Origin of the sequence: Thermaerobacter composti (genome assembly GCF_033582035.1) — a bacterium.
Classification (GTDB): Bacteria; Bacillota; Sulfobacillia; order Thermaerobacterales; family Thermaerobacteraceae; genus Thermaerobacter; species Thermaerobacter composti.
In genome coordinates, this window is sequence record NZ_CP132508.1 from 1663823 (window position 1) to 1685585 (window position 21763).

A 21763-nucleotide genomic window follows, 5' to 3' on the forward strand; every position below is an offset into this window, starting at 1 on the left:
CAGCGCGAGGACCGCCCCGGGGGCAGACCGCGCCCCCTCCGGCGAGACGCCCCCGGGGCCGGAGGCCCTGCTGTGCTATACTTAGTCTTTGCCGCCGGCGTTCGGGCGCTCGGCCGGCGTTGGCGGGCGCCGCCGGACCGGCCGGCTTCGCCGGCAGGGCCCGTGGCGCACCCCTCGGGAGACGGGGCAACCGGAAAGGATGGACCCCTTGGGCAAGCGCACGGCCTTCCTGATCCGCCTGATCCGCCCCTACTGGCACCGGTACGCCCTGGGCATCGGCGCGCTGATGGCCACCGATGCGCTCCAGCTGGCCATCCCGCGCCTGGTGGGCGCCTTCACCGACGCCCTCGACCGCGGCGCCCTCGACCTGCCCGGCGCGGTGCGTCACGCCGCCCTGGTGGTCGGCCTCGCCGTCGGGGTGGGCATCTTCCGGTACCTCTGGCGGATCTACGTCTTCGGCACCTCCTGGCGCATCGAGCAGGCGATGCGGGCGCGGCTGTTCGGCCACCTGCTGACGCTGTCGGCCAACTACTTCAACCACCACAAGACGGGCGATCTGATGGCCCACGCCACCAACGACCTGCAGGCGGTGCGCATGGCGCTGGGGCCCGGCGTGCTGATGCTGGCCGATTCGCTGCTGATGAGCACCGGCACCCTGGCGGTGATGCTGCTGACCATCGACTGGCGGCTCACCCTGCTGGGGCTCCTGCCGCTGCCCCTCCTGGCCCTCTCCTCCTGGGGGCTCGGCCGCGCGATCCACGCCCGCTTCCGGCGCGTGCAGGACATCTTCAGCGACCTGACCGACCGCGTCCAGGAGAACCTCTCCGGGATCCGGGTGGTCAAGGCGTTCTCCCGGACGCAGGCGGAGGAGCAGGCGTTCGCCCGCGTCAACCGGCGCTACCTGGAGGCCAACCTGCACCTCCATCGCGTGGATGCCGCCTTCGACCCGCTGATCGAGTTCCTCACCGCCCTGGGGTTCGTCATCGTCCTCGGGTACGGCGGTTCGCTGGTCCTCGACGGCGTGATCAGCTTGGGCGACTTCGTCGCCTTCGTCAGCTACCTCGGCATGCTGGTGTGGCCGATGCTGGCCATCGGATGGGTGGTGAACCTGCTGGAGCGCGGGGCCGCGTCCATGGAGCGGATCGACGCCATCCTCGCCGAGAGGCCGGAGATCACCGATCCGCCGAGGCCCGCCCCGGTCCGCCGCCTGCGGGGGCGGATCGAGGTGCGAAACCTCACCTTCCGTTACCGACCGGACCTGCCGCCGGCCCTGGAGGATCTGACGGTGACGGTGGAGCCGGGCCGGACGCTGGCCCTGATCGGTCGCACCGGGTCGGGCAAGAGCACCCTGGCCAACCTGCTGGTGCGGGTGTACGACCCGCCGGCGGGCACGGTGTTCATCGACGGCGTCGACGTGCGAGAGATCCCCCTGGCGGTGCTGCGGCGCGACATCGGCTACGTGCCCCAGGACCACTTCCTCTTCTCCAAGACCATCGCCGAGAACATCGCCTTCGCCCCCGGCGACTGGAGCCGGGAGGCCGTCGTGGCCGCCGCCCGGGATGCCCAGGTCGAGGAGGACATCCGCCGGTTCCCGAAGGGCTTCGACACGCCCGTCGGCGAGCGGGGCGTCACCCTCTCCGGCGGCCAGCGTCAGCGCATCGGGATCGCCCGGGCCCTGCTCAAGGATCCGCCGATCCTGATCCTCGACGACTGCCTCTCGGCGGTCGACAGCCAGACGGAGGCGCGCATCCTCGCACGCCTGCGGGAGATCATGGCCCGGCGCACCACGATCCTGATCTCCCACCGGGTCTCCACCGTCCAGCACGCCGACGAGATCCTGGTCCTCGACGGCGGCCGCGTCGTCGAACGGGGAACCCACGAGGAGCTGCTGGCGCGGCGCGGAGAGTACTACCGCCTCTACCGGCGCCAGCGGCTGGAGGAGCAGATCGCCGCCGAATAGGCCCGGTGGCCGCATCCTCCGCCCCGCGCCGCAGCCCTAGGGGCCGGCCCGCGGTGCGGGGCGGCCGTCGGCGCCGGCAGGATCGCACGGCCGCCGGCCGGGATGGCCTGCCGGTCGTGACCGGCTCGCCGGCCGCCGGGGCGCGGCCCGCCGCGACGGATCGCGGCGAGGGCCGCACGGACCGCGAATCCCAGGGGGAGCCGGCAGGACCGCGGGTCGCCGGGGGACCCACCAGGCCCGGGGACCGCGGCGGGGCCGGCCGGGACCGCGGACCGGGGCCCGCCTGGGCGGAACGGACCCTCGGTCCGCAGGCATCAGGGAAGGGGAACCATCGAGGCCCATGGACGAATACCGCGAGGAGGAGCACCTCGGCAAGCTCTACGACGGCCGCCTGATGCGGCGCCTGTTGGGCTATGCCCGTCCCCACCTGGGGTGGATCCTGCTCAGCATCCTCATGCTGCTGCTGGTGACGGCGGCGGATCTGGCGGGTCCGTTGCTCATCCGGACCGCCATCGACCACCACCTGCGGGCGGCCGACCGCCCCCGGATCGCCCTGAGCCCGGCGGCGATGGAGCGCCTTCCCGCCCGGCTGCGCCGGGAGGCGGTGGCCTTCGAGGGCCGGTTCTTCCTGCGGGAAGACCGGCTGCCCGCCGACTTCCTGCCGCCCGCGCAGCGGGCGGCGGCCCGCTACCAGGTCCTGGCGGCCGCCGACGGCCAGCACTACCTGGTCCTGGTGGGGGACGAACCGGTCACCGCCCCGGCGAGCCAGCTGCGGGTGTCAAGCCGCCACGGCGCCACGGTGCTGGTGGTCCCCCGGACGGCGGATCCCGCGCCATCTGGCGGTGCGGGCGCGCCCGACGGCACCGTCTCGACGCCCGGCGCCGCCGAGGGCGGCGCGGCGCGCCTCCTGCCGGCCCGCCTCCTCAGCCGGGCGGAGCTGCACGAGCTCCGCCAGCCGGAACGGGCCGCGGTGGTGCGCCTGGCGGGGCTGTACCTGGCCCTGGCGGCCGCCGCCTTCGGGCTGGCCTACGCCCAGGGGTACCTGCTGCAGCGCACGGCCCAGCGCATCGTCGCCCACATCCGCGCCGAGGTGTTCGGCCACCTGCAGCGCATGTCCCTGGCCTTCTTCGACCGCCACCCCGTGGGCCGGCTGGTCACCCGGGTGACCAACGACGTCGAGACCCTGAACGAGATGTACACCAGCGTGGTGGTCAACCTCTTCCGGGACCTGTTCGTCCTGGTGGGGATCGCCGGCATCATGCTGGCGTACAACGCCCGGCTGGCCCTGGTGGCCTTCGCCGTGCTGCCGCTGGTGGCGCTGGCCGCCGCGGTCTTCCGCACCCAGGCCCGCGCCGCCTACCGGCAGATGCGGGTGCGGCTGGCCCGCATCAACGCCTTCCTCTCCGAGAACATCGCCGGCATGCGCATCATCCAGGTGTTCCGGCGCGAGCGCGAGCAGTTCGCCGAGTTCGAGGCGATCAACCATGCCTATCTCCAGGCGAGCCTGCGCCACGTCACGGTCTTCGCCGTCTTCCGGCCGGTGATCGACTTCCTCTCGTCCCTGGCCCTGGCGCTGGTCATGGCTTACGGCGGCGCCCAGGTGCTGGGACGGGAGCTGCCCCTGGGCGTCCTGGTGGCGTTCATCCAGTACGTCCAGCGGTTCTTCCGGCCGATCACGGAGCTGGCGGAGAAGTTCAACATCCTGCAATCCGCCATGGCATCGGCCGAGCGCATCTTCGGCGTGCTGGACACCCCGCCCGCGGTGGTCGATCCGCCGCGACCGCGGGTCCCGGCGCGGGTGCAGGGGGCCGTGGAGTTCGATGGCGTCTGGTTCGCCTACCGCGACGAGGAGTGGGTGCTGCGGGACGTCTCCTTCCGGGTCGAACCCGGCGAGACGGTGGCCTTCGTGGGCCACACCGGCGCCGGCAAGACCTCGATCCTGAACCTCCTGGTGCGGTTCTACGACGTCCAGCGCGGGGCGGTCCGGGTGGACGGCATCGACGTGCGGGAGTGGCCCCAGGAGGAGCTGCGGCGGCACATCGCGGTGGTGCAGCAGGACGTGTTCCTCTTCACGGGCACCATCCGCGACAACATCCGGCTGTGGAACCCCACCATCTCCGACGCGGACGTGGAACGGGCCGCCCGCCTGACCCGCGCCGACGAGTTCATCCGCAAGCTGCCGCGCGGGTACGACGAGCCCGTGACGGAGCGCGGCGCCACCTTGTCGGCGGGCCAGCGGCAGCTGCTGGCCTTCGCCCGCGCCCTCGCCTACGATCCCGCCATCCTGGTGCTGGACGAGGCGACGGCCAGCATCGACACGGAGACGGAGCAGCTGATCCAGGAGGCCCTGCGGCAGCTGACCCGCGGGCGCACCACGCTGATCGTCGCCCACCGGTTGTCGACGATCCAGCACGCCGACCGCATCATCGTGCTCCACCGCGGTCGCATCCGCGAGGTGGGCACCCACCAGGAGCTGCTGGCCCGGGGCGGGCTGTACCACCGGCTCTGGCTGCTCCAGCATGGGGAGCACGAGGGCCTTCCGGCCACCGGGGGCACGGCCGGCGACGGGCGCGGCGAGGCGGTCCGCCGCCCCGCGGGCCGTCGGGCGGCGGGCGGCAGTCCCGACGCCTGAGGACGCATCCCGACATGCTGTCCGTGGCCTCCCCCGTCCGTCGGCGGGACGCCGTTCCCGCCAAGGCCGGGTCGGCCGGCGCGAGGACGCCGCCGAGGACGGCGGGAACCGTGCCACCGTCCGGGAACCCCGGACGAACGAGGTCCAGCGGCCAGCGGCAGCCTGCCGGCGGGATGGGTGGGACGGGCGACGGCCCCGCCGTCCGGGGCGCCGGCGGGATCGGGGGAACAGCCGCCCCATGCGGACGCCCTGCCGGCAAGGCAGGAGGGCACGCAGCCCGTGGCAAAGCCTATGGCGATCCGCGAACCGGGTGGACGGCCGCCGGGCGACCCAGGCCGAGATCGAGCGCGGCAAAGCCGATGGGGATCCGCGAACCGCCCCCGGCCGCCGGCCGGGACGGCGACGCCCGGCACCGCCGGACGCAATCCGGCACACCCTGTCCCAGCAGGGAGGGATGGCCGTGCGCGGCGACTACCGGCAGAACCACGATCCCATCGCGACGGCGGTGCGGCCGGCTGCCCCCGCACCCCTGGACGGCCCGCCCCTGCGGGTGGCGGTCATCGGGGACTCCGGGGCCATCCCACCCAGCCTGCGGGACGCCGCGCGGGCGGTGGGTGCCGCCCTGGCCCGGCAGGGCGCCGTCGTGCTCACCGGGGGCCGCGACGGCGTCATGGCCGCGGTCTGCCAGGGCGCGTGGGAGGCCGGCGGCCTCACCGTGGGCATCCTGCCCGGGGACGACCCCCGCGAGAGCAACGCCTGGCTTCACGTGCCGCTGACCACGGGCCTCGGGATGGAATGGCGCAGCATGGTGCTGATCCACGCCGCCGACAGCGTGGTCATGATGGGAGGCGGCAACGGGACCCTGGGGGAGCTGTCGGCGGCCTACCTCAACGGGCGGCCGGTGGTAATCCTGGCCGGCAGCGGCGGCTGGTCCGATCGGATCCGCCAGGTCCTGGTGGAGGGGCGGTACCTGGACGGGCGACGCACCGTGGCCATCGAGTTCGCCACCACCCCCGAGCAGGCGGCCGGCCGGGCGGTGGCCCTGGCCCGCCAGTTTCGCCAGCGCCACTTCCCGGGGCCGGCCCGCTGGCGGGGGCTCGGCGAGGCGGGCGGCGGCGCCGGCGATGTGGTGACGCCGGCCTGACGGCGGCGCCGCGGTGGCGCCGCCGAGGCGGCGGAGGACGGGGCCGTCCCGGCGTGCCGGAGGGCACCGTCCCGCAGCTGCGACGCAGCCGCCGGCGCGTCGCAGTGGGGTCCCGGTGGGGGACGCTCAACGCCGCCGGAACTCGAAGCTCCGCCGCATCGGGTTGTAGATCGGACGCAGGTGGGCGTACAGGCCGGGGAGCGGCTGCGGCTCGGACATCGGCAGGATGGCCCCGGCCTGCAGCAAGCGGCCGAGTTCCTCCATCCCGATCCGGCGGAGCTCCGGTCCGCCCTCCCAGAGGAAGCAGTTGCGGTCCCGGTCCTCGACGATGGTCATGTCGTTGCGGTGGAGGAACCGGTAGACCGCATAGTACTGGGCGCGGAAGAAGGGCTCGTCGTCCCGCAGGGACGACGCCTCCAGGATGCTGCCCCAGCCGAACAGGCGGTGCAGGATGGTGTCGAACATCGAGCGCACCTCCCCGGCCGCGCGTGGCGGCCCCCGGGCCGCACCTGGCGAGGGGTTCGTCCCCTGGAGGCGCTCTCCTGCTGCGCCACCCCGCCGCGACGGCATCCCCGGGGTGACCGTGGGGGGACGGGCGGCCGGGGTCGGCGGCCCGCCAGGCGAGGCCAAGGGCGAGGTGACGGAGGCTGGCACCGCGACGCGAGGAGGTCTGCGTCGGGATGGGTCGAGGAGGGAGCTGCCACCCGATGGCGACCCGGCACTTCACGGTGGTCGACACGCCCGTCGGCCCGGTGCGCATCACCTGGACCCCGCGGGGCGTCTGCGGGCTCGAGCGGCTGGACGGGGAGGCCCCGTTGACCGGCGCCCGACCGGGGCGACGGGCGCCGAGCTCCCCCGGACCGGACGGGGACGGGGCGGAGGCGCCACGCCGCGACGATACGCGGCGGGCGGCGTTCCAGGCGCTGCTGGACGCATGGTTCGCCGGCGCCGACGTCCAGGTCCCCGTCGACCTGGAGGCCGCCGGCCTCAGCCCCTTCGCCCGGGCGGTGCTGGACCAGGTCCGCCGCATCCCGCGCGGTCAGGTGCGCACCTACGCCGCCATCGCCCGGGCCCTCGGGCGACCGGGGGCCGCCCGCGCCGTGGGCAACGCCGTAGCGGCCAACCCCGTCGCCCTCCTGATCCCCTGCCACCGGGTAGTGCGTGCCGACGGCCGCCTCGGCCAGTACTCCGGTGGCGGTCCGGCGATCAAGGAGCGGCTCCTGCGCCTCGAAGGGGCCTGGCCGCCCCGTCCCTCCCCGGGGGCGCCGGGGAGGGACGGGGCGGCGTGAGGGGTCCCGCGGCCCGGCGTCCCCGGACCGGCGGGGGGCCGCCCGCCGGCAGCCAGGCGCCCACCGCAGGCCGCCGCGGGAGCGGGCGGCGCCTGGGCGTCCGCGGGGCAGCCCGGCGCCCGGGGACGGCCGTCGCCGCCCTGGGCCTGGCGACCGTGGCGGCGACGTCGCTGCCGGGCGGGGCGCCATCGCCCGCGGCGGCCGGCGCCGGGTCGCCGGCCGCCGACCCGACCCTTGCACCGCCGGTCGCGTTCCTGGCAGGCGTCGCGATGCTGGTTCTGGGCTGGGCCCTGTTGGTGGAACCGGTCTGGCTGCGACGCCGGGCGTTTCGGCTGCCGCTGGCGGGCGGGCCGCCGCGGCCGCTGCCCGCGGCGCGCGGAGGCCGCCCCGTCCGCCGCGGCCTCCGGCTGGTCCACCTGACGGACCTGCACGCGCCCCTCTATCGCGTCGACGAGGGAGCGCTGCTCGACCAGGTCGCCGCCTGGGATCCCGATGCCGTGGTCGTCACCGGCGACCTCGCCGAGGGCCCCCACCTCCCGGCCCGGCGCGGCGTCGACCTCCTGGCCACCCTCGCCCGGCGCTGGCCGGTGTACCTGGTGCCCGGCAACCACGACCACCTCTACGGCTGGCCCGCGCTGCGACGCGAGCTGGAGGCGGCGGGCATCCGGGTGCTGGTCAACCGCGGGGTGGTGCTCCGCAGCGGTGCCGTGGCCGTCTTCCTCGCCGGGGTCGACGACCCCCACACGGGCCGGGATCGGCTGGACCGGGCCCTGGCCGGCGCGCCCCGTGACCTGCCGGCCGTGGTGCTGGCCCACGCCCCTGCCGCCCGGCTCCGCCAAGAGGCGGCGGCCCGCCGCGTGCGCCTGGTGCTGGCGGGACACACCCACGGGGGGCAGGTCCGGCTGCCCCTCGTCGGCGCCCTGTGGATCCCCGGCCAGGGTTGGCTGCCCCGCTACGACCGCGGCTGGTTCGACATCGGGGGCACCTGGTGGTACATCGCCACCGGCCTGGGGACGCCGAAGCCGTGGGTGCGCCTGCTGTGCCGCCCCGAGGTGGTGCTGGTCGAACTGGCCTGACGTCAGGCCGCCCGCCAGGCCGCATCGAAGAAGGCGAACTCGAGCTCCATGGCCGTCCGATACAGGGCGGCCACGTCCTCGACGCCGGGGTGCCAGCGGTCCAGCAGGGCCTCCAGGCGCCGGGCCAGCCCTTCGAAGGCAGGGCTCCCGTAGGTGGTCACCCACTCGCGATACGGATTGTCGGGTGCCACCCGATCGGCCAGCGAGCGCCCCAGGTAGGCGTACAGGCGCATGCACGGGGTCATGGCCGCGGCGATGGCCCCCAGCGGCCGCGACCACGCCACGTCCAGGACGAAGCCGGTGTACGCCCGCGTGGCCAGGGCCGGGGCCGGCCGCAGGTCGACCCCCCATCGCGCGGCGTAACCCTGGTGCAGGCGGAGCTCGTCCAGCACCCCCTCCAGGAGGTCGCGCAGGGCCGTCATGGTCTCCAGGTCAGGCGCCTTGGCCAGGGCGAGGGCGTAGGCGCGGGCGAAGGCCTCGAGGAAGTTGGCGTCCTGCCCGACGTACCAGGCGAAGCGGTCCCGGGGTAGGTCGCCCCGTCCCAGGCCCTGGACGAAGGGGTGCTCGAGGCACCGTCGCGCCACGTCCAGGTTCTGCCGCCAGAGCTGCGCGGCCAACCCCGTCCCGCCGCCGTCCCCCGACGCCGGGGGATGGGCCGTCCCCGGATGCATCGCGGATCCCTCCCGTCGCCTTCCTCGGCGGAGTTGCCCGCCTGCGGGCTCCACGGCCGCCCGACCGCCGGACCGGCTGCCGGTCCGACCGCCGGACCGGTCCCGCGACGCTAGCGCAGGTGCGCCGACGCGAGCAGCACGACGGCGGCCAGGCCCAGCAGGAGGCCGGCATACCCGGCTTCCCGCCAGCCGGCCGTCAGCGTCCGATAGAACGTGCGCCTTCGGCTCCCGTCGAAGCCGCGGGCCTGGAGCGCCACGGCCACCGCCTCCGCCGCCCGCACCGCATGGACCAGGAGCGCCAGGCTGTACCGGTAGGTGGCCTCCAGCCGACCCCGCAGCCCCCGGCCGGCGAGCCCGCGGACGCGGTAAGCCTTCCGCACCCGGGCCAGTTCGTCCTGGAAGAGGGGGACGAAGCGCAGGGCGGCCAGGAGCCCGTAGGCCCAGCGGGGGCTGAGCCCGCCCTGCTGCACGAGGCCCAGCACCAAATCCGCCAGGCCGGTGGTCCGGACGTACAACACCCCCAGCGCTCCGACCCCCAGCAGGCGGAGTCCCACCACCAGCCCGTGGTGCAGCCCCTCGGCCGTGAAACGGTACCACAGCACCTGGGCCACCACGCGCTGGCCCTCCCCGAAGGCGCCCAGCGTCCACACGCGCGTGGCGGCGACCACCGCGAAGGGCGCCATGGCGACCAGCCACTGGCGGACCCCGATGCCCCCGCCCAAAAGTCCGAGGACCACGGGGACCGCCAGCAGGGCGGCCAGCGTCGCCGGGTCGTCGGTGGCGAGCACCACCCCCGCCAGGACCAGGTGGGCGCCCAGCTTCCACACCGGGTGGACCCGGCCGACCCAGGGGGTGCGGTCCTCCCGCCGGGTGGGCGCGGGTGCAGGGCTTCCGCGGGCGATGCCCTGGGGTCCTCCCTGCCCGACCGCGACCGCGGACCTCCCCTTCGCCCCGCCGTCCGCTCCCGCGGACCCCGCCGGCCTCGCTCGCCCCCCAGACGGCGCAGCCCGCAGCGGGGGCGCGCCGGCGACCGCGATGCCGTCCGCCGCCGGATTCGCCGCCGAAGCCGGCAGGGCGCGTCCCTGGGGGGCAGGCGCCACGAGGCCGACCGCCGCCAGGCGGGCCGGGTCGTCCAGCAGGGGCGCGGGCGGCCCGTCGTAGAGGAGACGGCCGTTGCCGAAGACCAGCAGCCGCGTCGCCACCGCCCCCGCCAGCTCCAGGTCGTGGGTGGCCATGACCAGCGTCGTCCCCTGCCGGTGGAGCCGCACCAGTTCCTCCACCAGGGCCGCCGCCGTCCGGGCATCCTGGCCGAAGGTGGGCTCGTCCAGGAAGAGGACGGGTCGCGGCACCACCAGCATACTGGCCACGCTGAGCCGCCGCTTCTGCCCCTGGGAGAGGGTGTAGGGGTGCGCCCGGGCCAGGTCCGCCAACTCGAACCGCGCCAGCAGCGCCTCCACCCGGTTGCGCAGCTCCGCCTCGGGCAGGCCCGCCAGCCGGCCAGCCAGGGCCACCTCCTCGTAGACCGACTCGGTGACGAACTGGTGCTCGGGGTTCTGGAAGACGAACCCCACCCGCGCGGCCTCGCCGCGGCCACCCGTGAGCTCTGGCGCGTGGACCACCCGTCCCCTGGCGGGCGGATGGAGCCCCGCCGCCACCTGGAGGAAGGTGGACTTGCCCGCTCCGTTGGCCCCCAGCACGACAACCCACTCGCCGGCGGCGATGGTGAGACTGACGTCCTGCCAGACCACCCGACGGCCGTGGGCGGCAGCCGCGGCCTCGAAGCGAACCAGGGGAGCGCCCCGCCCCGGCGCCCACGCCGCGCCCGCCGCCCCCGCTCGCCCCTCTGCCACCGTCTCCGTGCCCTTTTCCGCCGCCGCCCGGGGCCGCTCCTCCGCCCGCCGCACCCCCTCCCCGGCGGTGGGCGCCGGCGTCCCCGTCCCCCGGGCGGTGGACCGGTCCGCCGACGGCGGGGGGACCCGGGCGCCGTCGCCCCGGGCCGGCGGCGCCTCGCGCCAGCCCGTGGCCCCCGTGACCACCGGCCGCCAGAAGGGCCCCCAGCTGCGCGGCCGCCAGATGCCGTAGGCCTCGATCTCCGCCCGATGTCGCCGGAAGACCACCGCGGGCTCGCCGTCGGCCAGCAGACGTCCGCCCGGGGCCAGGAGGACGACGCGGTCGACCCAGTCCACCACGCCGTCCAGGTCGTGCTCGATCACGAGGACCGTGTGCCGGCGCGGGAGCCGCTGGAGGGTCTCCAGCACCAGGGCCCGGCCCGCAGGGTCCAGCTGCGCGGTGGGCTCGTCCAGCACGAGGAGGTCCGGCTCCAGGACCAGCACCGCCGCCAGGGCCAACCGCTGCTTCTGGCCCCCGGAGAGGGCCTGGATGGGGTGACCGAAGGGAAGGTCCAGCCCCGCCGCCGCGAGGGCCTGCGCCACCCGCGCCGGCATCTCGGCGGGCGGCACGCAGCGGTTCTCGAGGCCGAAGGCGACCTCTTCATCCACGGTGAACATGCAGAACTGGGCCTCGGGGTCCTGGAACAGCACGCCCGCCCGCCGCGCCGGGTGCAGCTCGCCCGTGACCCGGGCCTCGATCACCGACGGGATGAGGCCGCCCAGCGCCAGGGCCAGGGTGCTCTTCCCCGAGCCGCTGGGCCCCAGCAGCAACACGCGCTGCCCCGCCGGGATGGCCAGCGTCACGTCCCGCAGGGCCGGCTCCCGTCGATCGGGGTAGCGGACGCTCAGCCCACGGCAGGACGCCGCCGGGGCCACCCCCGCCGGGTCGACCCCTGCCGCGCCCTCCCCGCCTACCCGGCCGGCGGGCCGCCGGCCGGCGGACGAGGACGGCTCCACCGCGGCCGTGGCGCGGGATGGGCCGACCCCGCATGCGGTCGAGCGCGCCGCATCGTCCCACGGCATCGGCTGGCACCTCGCCTCATCCGGCCACGCCGGGGCCCTGATCCTGCCGGCCGCGCACCACCGCATAGGCATTCAGGGCCCCGGTCCGCACCAAGCCGTCGACCAGCACCTTGCCCAGCAGGCCGGCGACCACGGCGCCGCTCAGGAGCCGCACCGCCGCAGCGGCCACCAGGGTTCCGGCGCGCATCCCGGTGAAGTAGCCCGTCAGGGCGTCGAGGGGCAGGCTGCCCACCGCCGCCAGGGCGCCGGCCAGCGCCAGGGCGGGCAGGTCGAACCGGCGATAGCGGAACGCGGCCAGGGCCACCTCCGCGCCGAGTCCCTGCAATCCGCCGTAGAGCAGCACCCACAGCACGTCGGGGCTGCCCAGCGCCAGTTCCCCGGCCGCGGCCAGGAGCTCCGCCCAGAAGGCGACGCCGGGCTTCTGGATGATGTAGGCCGCCACCGTGCTGGCGATGAACCAGACGCCGTAGGTGAGCTCCGCCACCACCGGATGGACCGCCCGGGCCACGTCCCACAGCGCCCAGGCGTTGATGTACAGGACGGAACAGGCCGCGGCCACGAAGGCCAACATGACGATCTCGCGGAACTGCAATCGGCGGGACGAACCGGCCATGCGCAACGCCCCCTTCGCCGTAGCGGTGCGGGACCGGGGGCTCGCGGGACGGCCGGCGGCAGGGCGGCAAGGCGCCGTGGGTCGCCGGAGGACGCCGAGGAACGAAAAACCACCTCCGGCAGGAGGTGGTGCTCGTCATGCCGTCCAGGCGGCCATGCGGTACCTTCCTCACGCCGGTATTACCCGGATCGAGTCCGAAGGGTAGCGCCCCTGCAGCCTGCGGCTGCCGCGCTTCTCAGCCCGTAGCGGGCACCCCCGGTACCGACATCCCGTTGGATTGTCACCTCGATCATAGGCCGCGCGGTCCACCGCCGTCAACGCCGGGCGCCCGCACGGCTTGACCTGGAGCCCGCCGGGCGGTCCCGCTGCCGGCGGGTGGCCCCGCGCCACGCCCGCGCCGCCGGCCCCGCCCGCGGCCGCCCCCCGCAGCCCGCGTTCTGGCCGAGGGGTTCGCGCCACGCGATGGGACCCCAGCAGCCCCGCCCGCGGCCGCCGCCACCCCTCAAGCCCCTGGTGCCGCTGGTTCCCACCGCACCCGACGCACCCCACGCGACGCCCCCCACCCCGGCCGGGGACCGCAAGGGCCCGGCGTCGACGCACCACCGGCAGGCCTCAGACCGCGGTCATCCCGCCATCGACGGCCAGCACCTGCCCGGTGATGTACAACCCCGCTTCGGAGGCGAAGAGCAGCGCCGCTCCCTGCAGGTCCCGCTCGCCACCCAGGCGCCGGAGCGGCACGGACTGCTCGATCACCGACCCGTACTGGGCCAGGATGCCCCGGGTCATCTTCGTCGGGAAGAACCCCGGGGCGATGCAGTTCACCGTGATCCCGTGCTCCGCCAGCTTGGCCGCCAGGTCGCGGGTGAAGTTGATGACGCCGGCCTTCGCCGTGTTGTAGGGCAGGGTCTGCATCACCCGGGGATCGCTGCCCCGCAGCCCCGCGATGGAGGCGACGTTGATGATCCGGCCACCGCGGCCCTGCTGGATCATCACCCGCGCGGCCTCGCGGCTCATGTAGAAGGTGCCGTGCAGGTTGGTGCGGATCACCTTGTCCCAGGCCTCCAGGGGGATGTCGAAGAGGGGGGCGCCCCAGGTGGCGCCGGCGTTGTTGACCAGGATGTCCAGACCGCCGAAGGCGTCCACCACCCGGCGGACCGCCGCGACCACCTGCTCGTAGTCCGTGACGTCGCAGCGCACGGCCAGGCAGCGGATGCCCTGGCCGCGCAGCCGCTCCTCCGCCTCGCGCAGGCCCTCTTCCTTGCGGGCGGTGATGGCGACGGCGGCGCCCGCCTCCCCCAGCCCCTGGGCGATCTGCAGGCCCAGGCCGCGGCTGCCCCCCGTCACCAGCGCCACCTTGCCGTCGAGGCGGAAACGGTCGAGCACGCCCATGGGTGGACCTCCCCGTTGCGAGCGCCGGCCCGGCCCCGTCGACCGCGGGCCGGTTCGCCGGCGGCCGGTCCGCGTCCGGCGGCCGGCCCGCAGCGGCACCTCACACCGCGATGGCCCCAGCCCGGAAGTCCGAGGCCCCCATCTTCACGTTGACCAGGGCCGGCTTGCCCGCGGCCAGGGCCCGTTCCAGGGCCGGGCGGACGTCGTCCGGCCGCTCGACCCACTCGCCGTGGCCGCCGAGGGCGGCCACCACCTGGTCGTAGCGGGCGTAGCTCAGGGCGGTGGCCACGGCCCGGTCGGCGCCGAAGAGCTGGACCTGCAGTCGGCGGATCTGGGTCCACGCGGCGTCGTTGCCCACCACGGCGACGAAGGGCAGGTCCTGCCGCACCGCCGCCTCGTACTCGAGCAGATCCAGGCCGGCGGCGCCGTCGCCCAGCAGGACCACCACCGGCTCGTCGGGCCGCAGGACCCGGGCCGCCAGGGCGAAGCCCATCCCGACCCCCAAGGTCCCCAGCGGGCCGGGGTCCAGCCAGCCGGCGGGGTATCGCCGCGGCCGCACCACCTTGGCCGCCGTGCCGACGAAGTCGCCGCCGTCGCCGATCACCGTGGCCCCCGGCGGCAGGGCGGCGTCGATCTCGGCGCACAGCCGCAGGGGGTCGACCGGGACCGCGTCGCTGGTCAGCCCGGGCCGCATCCGGGCGGCCCTCCGCTCCTCCGCCTCGCGCAGGCGGTCCAGCCACCGTCGGCGCTCGGCCGGTTCCTCCGGATCGAGGCCGGCTTCCAGCAGCTGATCCAACACCGTGCCCGCATCGCCGACCAGGCCGACCTCCACGTCCCGATTGCGGCCGAGCTCGCCGGGATCGAGGTCGATCTGGATCAACCGGGCCTCGCCGTGGATCGCCCTGCCGTAGTCGACACGGAAGTCCAGGGGCGTCCCCGCCACCAGGACCACATCGGCGTCGGCCAGGGCCTCCTTGCGGCAGAGCTGGAAGAACCCCGCATCCCCCGGTCCCAGCACGCCGCGGGCCATGCCGTTGGTGAACACCGGGACCTGACCCGACTCCGCGAACCGCGCCACCGCCCGGGGATCGGGGGACCAGTGGACCTGGCTGCCCACCAGCGCCACCGGTCGCCGGGCACGGCGCAGCAGGGCCGCCGCCCGCTCCACCTCCCCGGCGTCGGCTGGCAGGCGCGGGCGGTCGGGGACCGGGGCGGGGAAACGCACGGCGTCCAGGTCCACCTGGGCGAAGATCACGTCCAGCGGGATCTCCACGTACACGGGGCCGGGGACGCCGTGGAGGCTGCGCCGGAACGCCAGGTTGAGGACCTCCGGCAGCCGCTTGGGATCCTGGACCTGCACCGCCCACTTGGTGATGGGCCGCACCACCCCCAGGTGGTCCATCTCCTGGAGGCTGCCGCGGCCCGCGTGCTCGAGGGGCCCCTGGCCCCCGAGGATCACCACCGGCGACTGGGCGCGGTGGGCGTTGGCGATGGCGGTGACGGCGTTCATCACCCCGGGACCGGCGGTGACGGCGGCGACGCCGGGTCGGCGCGTGATGCGGGCGTAGGCGTCGGCGGCGTAGACCGCCGCCTGCTCGTGGCGGACGTCGACCACCCGGATGCCTTCGTCCAGGCAGCCGTCGTAGATGGGCATGATGTGGCCACCGCAGAGGGTGAACAGAGCCCGGACGCCCTCCCGGGCCAGGGCCCGGGCGACGACGCGCCCGGCATGCACGTGGGCCACGGCCATCCCCCCGACATCGTGGTCCGATGCCGGCATCGCAAGCCTCGTGGCCCGCTGCCGGCATCGCAAGGGCCCGGCATCGATGCGGCGGACCGGGGCCCGCGGGCGGACCCGCCATCCCGGTGCGACCGAAACCGCGCACCCTGGTGCGGCCGGCACCCGCGCATCCCGCGGCGACCAACCGGTCGGTCGACGCGGCGGCCGATCATGCCGACCCGTCATGGCCTCAGGCGGCGTCGCCCTGCGGCTAGAGCGGGTGGCGGTCTCGGCCCGCCCCGGGCGACCTCGCTCCTGCCGCCGGCCGCCGTCGACAGCCGCCGTCGACAGCCGCCGGCGCCTGACGCCGCCGCTGCCGGCGCCGTGGTCGCCCTGGCGCGGATCCCCGTGCCTCGCTAGGCCCTCGCCTCCGATGGGCCGCCGCCGGAGGCCAGGCGGGCCTTCTCCTCCTCCACCAGCACCCGTCGCAGAACCTTGCCCACCGCCGTCTTGGGCAGCTCCCTGCGGAACTCGACGAGCTTGGGCACCTTGTAGGCCGCCAGCCGCTCGCGGCAGAAGGCGATGATCTCGTCGGCGGTGACGGAGCGGCCCGGCCTGGGGACGATGTACGCCTTCACCGTCTCGCCGCGGTAGGGATCGGGGACACCGGCCACGCAGCACTCGGCCACGGCCGGGTGCTCGTAGAGCACCTCCTCCACCTCGCGCGGGTAGACGTTGTACCCCGAGGCGATGATCATGTCCTTCTTGCGATCGACGATGTAGAAGTACCCGTCCTCGTCCATCTTGGCGATGTCGCCGGTGTAGAGCCACCCGTCCCGCAGGGTCTCCGCCGTCTCCTCGGGCCGGTTCCAGTAGCCCTTCATCACCTGGGGGCCGCGAATCCGCAGCTCGCCCACCTCCCCCGGCCCCAGCACCCGGGTGCCCGTCTCCACGTCGACGATCTCGGCGTCGGTATCCGGGTAGGGGATGCCGATGCTCCCCGGCTTGCGCAGGCCGCGGACCGGGTTGGAGTGGGTGACCGGCGATGCCTCGGACAACCCGTACCCCTCGACGACCCGGGCACCGAACCGCCGCTCGAAGGCGTTCATGACCTCCAGCGGCATCGCCGCGCCCCCGGAGTTGCAGAACTCGATGGAGCCGACCCCGTACTCCTCGGCGTTGGGGTAGTTGTTGACCGCCACGTACATCGTGGGCACGCCGGGGAAGAAGTGGGGCCGGGTCGCCCGGATGATCTCCATGACCTCGGACAGCTCGAAGCGCGGCACCAGGATGAGCTCGTACCCCGAGGCGAGGCCGTAGTTCATGCACACCGTCATGCCGTAGGAGTGGAAGAGGGGCAGGATCGTCAGGATGCGGCCCTCACCGACCTTCATCCGCTCCTCGGCCGGGAACCAGTGCTGGGTCTGGACCACGTTGGCCACCAGGTTGAAGTGGGTCAGCATGGCGCCCTTGGAGCGGCCGGTGGTGCCGCCGGTGTACTGCAGGACGGCCACGTCGTCCCAGGGGTCGATGGCCACCGCCGGCGGCTCGCCGGCGGCGCCGGCCAGCAGGTCTTCGAAGGACTTGGCCTCCGGCCCCGGCTGCACGTTGCCCAGCAGCCGCGCCACCAGGATGTGCTCCAGCCGCAGGTCCCCCAGGGCGGCCTGGACCGTCGGGTACACGGCATCCGCCACGATCAGGACCTTCGCGCCGCTGTCCCCGATCAGATGGGTCAGCTCCCGCGGCGTGTAGAGCGGGTTCACCTGGGCGACGATGGCGCCGAGGCGCAGGGTGGCGTAGTAGGCGATCACGTACTGGGGGCAGTTGGGCAGCATGAGCGCCACCCGATCCCCCTTGGCCACCCCCAGGGCCGCCAGGGCCGCGGCGCACCGGTTGACCCGCGCCCACAGCTCCCCATAGGTCATGCGCACCATGTAGTACCGCAGGGCGGGGAGGTCGGGGTGCTCCCGCGCCCGCTGGGCCACGAGCTCGTGAAGCGGTACCTCGGGGTAGTCGAGATGGGCCGGCACGTTGGCCGGGTAGTGCTTGAGCCACGGCCGTTCCGCCATGTTCGCTCCCCCTCTCGCGGTGCGACGCCCCACCCGGAAGGCTCCATGGCGAGATTCGCCGCAGCCGGGTGGAACCCTGTCTCGGTGAGGCGGGTTCCTCCGCGGCCTCGTGCCCGTCGGACGAACCGGCCCCCGGCCCCGGGGCCGAGGGCGGTCGCGTAGAGGCCCCTGGACCGCGCCGGCCGGCGCCGCCCCGTGGTGCCCCCTCGGCCCCCGCAGCCGAGGGCCGCCGCGGGCACGCCGCAGCCGCGGACGGCGGCCCCAGGGCCCCGGCGAGCGTCCGACCCCGCGACGGGCGCACTACGGACGCGGCGACGGCCTGGCTCCCGCCGTGCGGGGTTCGTCCGCCCGGTCGGTCTCGCCCTCGGGGCGGGGTTCGCCCGCAGGGCCGCGTCCATCGGCGGGCGGCGGTTCGCCCGCCGAGGGGGGTTCGTCCGCGGGACGGCCCTCGTCCGCACGGCCGGGTTCGTCCGGCCGGGGGCGCAGGATGGCCAGCGGCGCCTGCTGGTCCGTGTTGCCCCAGGGGTTGGCGCGCATCACCTCGACCACCGCCTGGCGGTCGACCCCCGGGCTCGCCCCCACCACCTCCGCCCGGCCGAGGTCGTTGGCGTCCACGATGCAGACGCCGATCCCGGGGCCCAGCGCCCGCGCGAGACGGTGGGCGACCCCGTCGGGGTCGGCCGGCGGCAGGACGATGTGCTTGTCGAAGGGCGGCAGCGTGCCCATGACGTCGTCGATGACCCGGGCGTAGTACCCCGCGATGCGATAGAAGTCGCCGCTGCGGCGCAACAGGACCCGGCTGATCCCGCCGACCAGGAAGGCCAGGCCCACCCGCCACCGCCCGGTGTGCTCGATCACCGCCTGGAGGGAGTGGGGCGACGAACAGCTCCCCTCCTGGTCGATGAACCGCGACACCAGGCGGGCCAGGATCCCCGGGCGCAGCTGCTCCGGCCGCACCAGGCGGCCCTGGGTGATGGACACGATCTTGGTCGAGACCGCCACCACGTCGCCGGGCTGCAGCCGGCCCCGGGTGTAGCGGGTCACCACCTCGGCGAGGTCGTGGGCGGGGGTGATGATCTCGGTGCGGATCACCTCGACCGCGAAGCGGGGCCGGTCGCCGGCGCCGGCCCCTGCGCCCCGGCCGGCCGAGGGGGACGAACCCGGCCTGCGGGCGGCAGCGGGCGCCAGACGGCGCCGGACCCTCAAACCCGGGGCCACGGTCGACCCCTCCCCTCGCCACCGCGGGCCGCCGCCGGGCGGGGCGGGCCCGCGGCGCGGCCGCCGGCGGCGGCGATCGGGCCGGCGGTCGCGGATCGCCCGGTGACGATGCCGGCCGGTGGGCGGGCGGCCAACGCCCGCCCACCGGCCGTCGGCCTGCGCCGCAGGCCCGCGGCCGCGGCCTGGCCGGGACGGGCCGCGGCCAGGGGCAGGCGCACCTCGGTCAGCACCCACCGCAGGGGCGTGCGCCCGATGCACCCGTGGCGGACCACCAGGCCGAGCTCCTCCAGCTGGGACAGCCGGTCGATGACGTCGTCGGGCCCGAAGGCCGCCAGCTCCACCTCCAGGGGGACCAGCTGGGCGGGCTCGAGCAGGGCGGCACTCCAGTACCCCGTCTCCTGCACGCCCGGCCAGAAGAGGGCGACGGACCACCGCAGCGGGGCCGCCCAGCGGCCCAGGAACTCCGGCCGGATCAGGATCTCGTAGAGCATGCCCTTCTGCCGCCCGCGGTTCACCATGGGCAGGCGGAAGCGGACCAGCCAGCAGCCGGGTCGCCGCTGGATGCCCAGGACCTCCACGGCCCCTGCCTCGCAGCGCACGTCGGCGTCCCCCTGCCGCCGCAGGTAGGCCGCGAGGCCCGCCGGGGCCGCAGCCAGGCCGGCCAGGACCCATGCCAGCCAGCGCAAGGGGCTCCCTCCCTGCGCCGCGCTCGGCGATCCACCGTCCCGGCGGGACGGGCGCCCTCGAGTGGCGGGACCGTTGCCCCGGCGCGGCGCATCCGCACCATATGCGCCGGGGCCGGGGGCCGTCACGCCGGCACCGGCGCCCGAGCCGCAGGCCCGCGGCACGACGGGAGGGCCCCGGCCGGGGCACCCCTCCCCCCAGGGTCCGGGACGGACCCGCGGGGGCGGTGAGGGTGTCCGGGGCCGTCACCCGCGCCGAACGGCGGCGGGGCGGGGTCCCGCGGGAAGCGGCCCCCGGGGGTGCCCCGCCGCCGGCGCCCCGCACCGGCCGCGCGTGCCGGGGCGGGCCGACCCGCCGGGCCGGCACCCCGGCGGGTCGCGGTCCCCTACCGGTCGCGGAGATCCGGCGCGGGCTCGGGGCCCACCTCGCCCCGTCGATGGCGGATGACGCCGCGGACGATGGCCTCCGCCAGCTGGCGGCGCCGCTCGGGGTCGTGGAGGAAGGCGCGGTCGTGGGGGCTGTCGACGAAGCCGAGCTCCACCAGCACGCCGGGCATGCGGGTCAGCCGCAGCACCCGGTACCGCCCGGTCTGGATCTCCCGGAAGTTGGCCGGATCGACCTTCTTGAGCTCGTCCTGGACGAGGAGGGCCAGCCGCCGGCTCTCCTCCCGACCGGGGAAGTAGAAGGTCTGGGCGCCGAAGCAGGAGGGATCGGGGAACCAGTTGACGTGGATGCTGAGGAAGTAGTCGGCCCGGTTGGCGTTGGCGATCTCGATGCGGGGATCGAGGTCGAGGTCCTCGTCGCGGGTCCGGGTGAGCAGCACCCGCGCCCCCTGCTCGCGCAACAGGTCGCGCAGCAGGAAGGAGAAGGCCAGGGTGATCTCGCTCTCGACGGTGTTGGACGGCAGGTGGCAGGCGCCGCGGTCGACGCCACCGTGGCCGGGGTCGACCACGATCAGGGTGCCGGCCAGGGGACCCCGCGCGGGCGAGGCGGCCATCCCCGCCACCCGGGCGAGGGCCAACAGGGCGAGGAGGGCGAGGACGAGCCCCGGGGCCCACGGGCGGCCACCCCGGCCCGAGCGCCGTGGGGCGCCCACGCCCGCCCCGGGCGCCGGCCCCGCTCGCACCCCCCGGTCCGGGCCCTCCCGGCGGCGGGAGAGCAGACTTCCCCATGCCGGGCAGCCCAGCCCGGTGCGCCATGGGGCGCCGCCCGCCTGGGCGCTCCAGGCGGGCGGCGCCCCGACGCGCCGTACCCCGCCAAGGTCGCCGCGGTGCAAGGCTGCCTCCTCCCAGCGGGGGCGTGCGCCCCCGGGAGCCCGGGCCCGGGGCGGCGGGCGATGCGCGGGTGAACCGGCATCGCCGGGCCGGCCTCCCGTCGGCCGGCCTGTGGGCGATGGCGGTGGCCGTCGGCCTGGGCGTGGCCCTGCCCGCGGCGGACGGCTTACGGCGGCCGGCGGCGGCCCTCGGCCCGGGGCGCTCCGGGCGGCTGGCGCCCGCCGCCGGCCGGCCCCCGCCGGCGCGCCGTCCCCGGCCGATCCTCCCCGGCGCCGGCCCCGCTCGGCGGTCGCCGCGGCCCTCCGGCCTGTCCCGCCGGCCGCGGGCACCCGGGTCGATCGCGCCGGGCCGGCCGAGCCGCCGGCGGCCGGGCTCGGCGGTGGCCGTGCCGTGAGAGGCGGTGCCGGCGTCCCCGGCGGGGGCCCCGGGGGCGGTAGGTCCCGCCCCCGGGGCCCCGCCGGCCGGGCGACGCCTAGGCCCCGTACCAGAGGACGCAACCGGCGAAGACGCACCCGCACCGCGCGACCACGTGCTCCACGGAGCGCACCAGGATCTCCCGCGGGCGCCCCCCACGAACGGCGAAGCTCTCCTCCACCATGCGGCGGATGGTGGCTTTCACCTCGCTGGCACTGGCATATGCGGTGTGCTCCATGATCATGCCGAAGCGGCCGGGTTCGTCCCGTCCCACGGCGACGGCCGCGGCGATGCGCGTGCCGGGCTCGGCGGACACCAGCCGACCGTAGGCGATGGGCACCAGCGCCCCGGGGGGTAGCGCCAGCCGCTCCAGCGGCTGGGCACCCGGCGGGAGGATGCTGGAGACCTTGACCAGGTTGACGTTGGCCACCCCGGCATCCAGCAGCGCCGCATCGAAGGCCGTCAGCGGGGTCTCGCCCTCGGCCCGGCCCGTCACCAGGGCGAACCGGTTGGGAATGGGCAACACCATGGGCACCTCCCGGCCGTTCATCCGCCGCACCGGGCACCGTCGCGGCCCCCGCCCCCGCCGGCGTCCGCCCCGCGGTGCCGGGACCCGGGGCCCGGGGCCCGGGATCCTTCCGGCCCGATCCCGACGCCGGCGTCGGGCGCCAGCCCCCAGGCGGCCGCGGACGCCACGG

At 75.8% G+C, this 21763-nt stretch carries 16 protein-coding genes and 1 riboswitch; of the genes, 5 read left to right on the forward strand and 11 right to left on the reverse strand.

Annotated elements, in window-relative coordinates; genetic code table 11:
• Positions 1 to 199 precede the first annotated feature (199 nt).
• From Q5761_RS06765 to Q5761_RS06775, 3 genes are all read left to right on the forward strand, one after another.
• The gene (locus Q5761_RS06765; protein ID WP_318749973.1) at positions 200 to 1960 is read left to right on the forward strand and encodes an ABC transporter ATP-binding protein; all 1761 of its coding nucleotides are present in this window, start codon (positions 200 to 202) and stop codon (positions 1958 to 1960) included.
• Positions 1961 to 2300: 340 nt separating this feature from the next.
• Positions 2301 to 4592 (forward strand): ABC transporter ATP-binding protein, encoded by a 2292-nt coding sequence (locus tag Q5761_RS06770; protein WP_318749974.1) that lies wholly within the window; start codon positions 2301 to 2303, stop codon positions 4590 to 4592.
• A gap of 460 nt (positions 4593 to 5052) precedes the next feature.
• A complete protein-coding gene (locus tag Q5761_RS06775; RefSeq protein ID WP_318749975.1) occupies positions 5053 to 5736 on the forward strand; it encodes a TIGR00725 family protein in 684 nt (227 codons plus the stop codon).
• Between the two features lie 126 nt (positions 5737 to 5862).
• Here Q5761_RS06775 and Q5761_RS06780 read toward each other — a convergent pair whose 3' ends face one another.
• On the reverse strand, positions 5863 to 6201 hold the full coding sequence (locus Q5761_RS06780; RefSeq protein WP_318749976.1) for a hypothetical protein: 339 nt from the start codon (positions 6199 to 6201) through the stop codon (positions 5863 to 5865).
• A gap of 242 nt (positions 6202 to 6443) precedes the next feature.
• Here Q5761_RS06780 and Q5761_RS06785 point away from each other — a divergent pair, with 242 nt between their 5' ends.
• Both Q5761_RS06785 and Q5761_RS06790 read left to right on the forward strand, forming a co-directional pair.
• Entirely contained in the window at positions 6444 to 7025 is a 582-nt protein-coding gene (locus tag Q5761_RS06785) for an MGMT family protein (RefSeq protein WP_318749977.1), read from the forward strand.
• Entirely contained in the window at positions 7022 to 8101 is a 1080-nt protein-coding gene (locus tag Q5761_RS06790) for a metallophosphoesterase (protein ID WP_318749978.1), read from the forward strand. The genes Q5761_RS06785 and Q5761_RS06790 overlap by 4 nt, the downstream gene beginning before the upstream one ends.
• 2 nt (positions 8102 to 8103) lie before the next feature.
• Here Q5761_RS06790 and Q5761_RS06795 read toward each other — a convergent pair whose 3' ends face one another.
• The 10 genes from Q5761_RS06795 to Q5761_RS06840 all read right to left on the reverse strand — a co-directional run bounded on the left by Q5761_RS06795 (position 8104) and on the right by Q5761_RS06840 (position 21594).
• Positions 8104 to 8772 carry a TenA family protein gene (locus tag Q5761_RS06795; protein WP_318749979.1) on the reverse strand — a complete coding sequence of 223 codons (669 nt, stop codon included), beginning with the start codon at positions 8770 to 8772 and terminating at the stop codon, positions 8104 to 8106.
• A gap of 110 nt (positions 8773 to 8882) precedes the next feature.
• Positions 8883 to 11684 carry an ATP-binding cassette domain-containing protein gene (locus Q5761_RS06800; RefSeq protein ID WP_318749980.1) on the reverse strand — a complete coding sequence of 934 codons (2802 nt, stop codon included), beginning with the start codon at positions 11682 to 11684 and terminating at the stop codon, positions 8883 to 8885.
• A gap of 16 nt (positions 11685 to 11700) precedes the next feature.
• The gene (locus Q5761_RS06805; protein WP_135225581.1) at positions 11701 to 12297 is read right to left on the reverse strand and encodes an ECF transporter S component; all 597 of its coding nucleotides are present in this window, start codon (positions 12295 to 12297) and stop codon (positions 11701 to 11703) included.
• 147 nt (positions 12298 to 12444) lie between these two features.
• Positions 12445 to 12564: riboswitch (TPP riboswitch) on the reverse strand.
• A 345-nt stretch (positions 12565 to 12909) separates the two neighbouring features.
• On the reverse strand, positions 12910 to 13686 hold the full coding sequence (locus tag Q5761_RS06810) for an SDR family oxidoreductase (protein ID WP_318749981.1): 777 nt from the start codon (positions 13684 to 13686) through the stop codon (positions 12910 to 12912).
• 100 nt (positions 13687 to 13786) lie between these two features.
• A complete protein-coding gene (locus Q5761_RS06815) occupies positions 13787 to 15436 on the reverse strand; it encodes a thiamine pyrophosphate-binding protein (RefSeq protein ID WP_413084488.1) in 1650 nt (549 codons plus the stop codon).
• Positions 15437 to 15822: 386 nt separating this feature from the next.
• On the reverse strand, positions 15823 to 17475 hold the full coding sequence (locus tag Q5761_RS06820; protein WP_318749983.1) for a long-chain fatty acid--CoA ligase: 1653 nt from the start codon (positions 17473 to 17475) through the stop codon (positions 15823 to 15825).
• A gap of 300 nt (positions 17476 to 17775) precedes the next feature.
• Positions 17776 to 18693 carry a coenzyme F420-0:L-glutamate ligase gene (locus tag Q5761_RS06825; RefSeq protein WP_318749984.1) on the reverse strand — a complete coding sequence of 306 codons (918 nt, stop codon included), beginning with the start codon at positions 18691 to 18693 and terminating at the stop codon, positions 17776 to 17778.
• Positions 18678 to 19379: a hypothetical protein gene (locus Q5761_RS06830; protein ID WP_318749985.1), complete on the reverse strand. Its 702-nt coding sequence runs from the start codon at positions 19377 to 19379 to the stop codon at positions 18678 to 18680. Before Q5761_RS06830 ends, Q5761_RS06825 begins: the two co-directional genes overlap by 16 nt.
• 383 nt (positions 19380 to 19762) lie before the next feature.
• Positions 19763 to 20503, reverse strand: a complete 741-nt coding sequence (locus tag Q5761_RS06835; protein ID WP_318749986.1) for an N-acetylmuramoyl-L-alanine amidase — start codon at positions 20501 to 20503, stop codon at positions 19763 to 19765.
• Between the two features lie 620 nt (positions 20504 to 21123).
• Positions 21124 to 21594, reverse strand: a complete 471-nt coding sequence (locus tag Q5761_RS06840) for a pyruvoyl-dependent arginine decarboxylase (protein WP_318749987.1) — start codon at positions 21592 to 21594, stop codon at positions 21124 to 21126.
• Between the last annotated feature and the right edge of the window lie 169 nt (positions 21595 to 21763).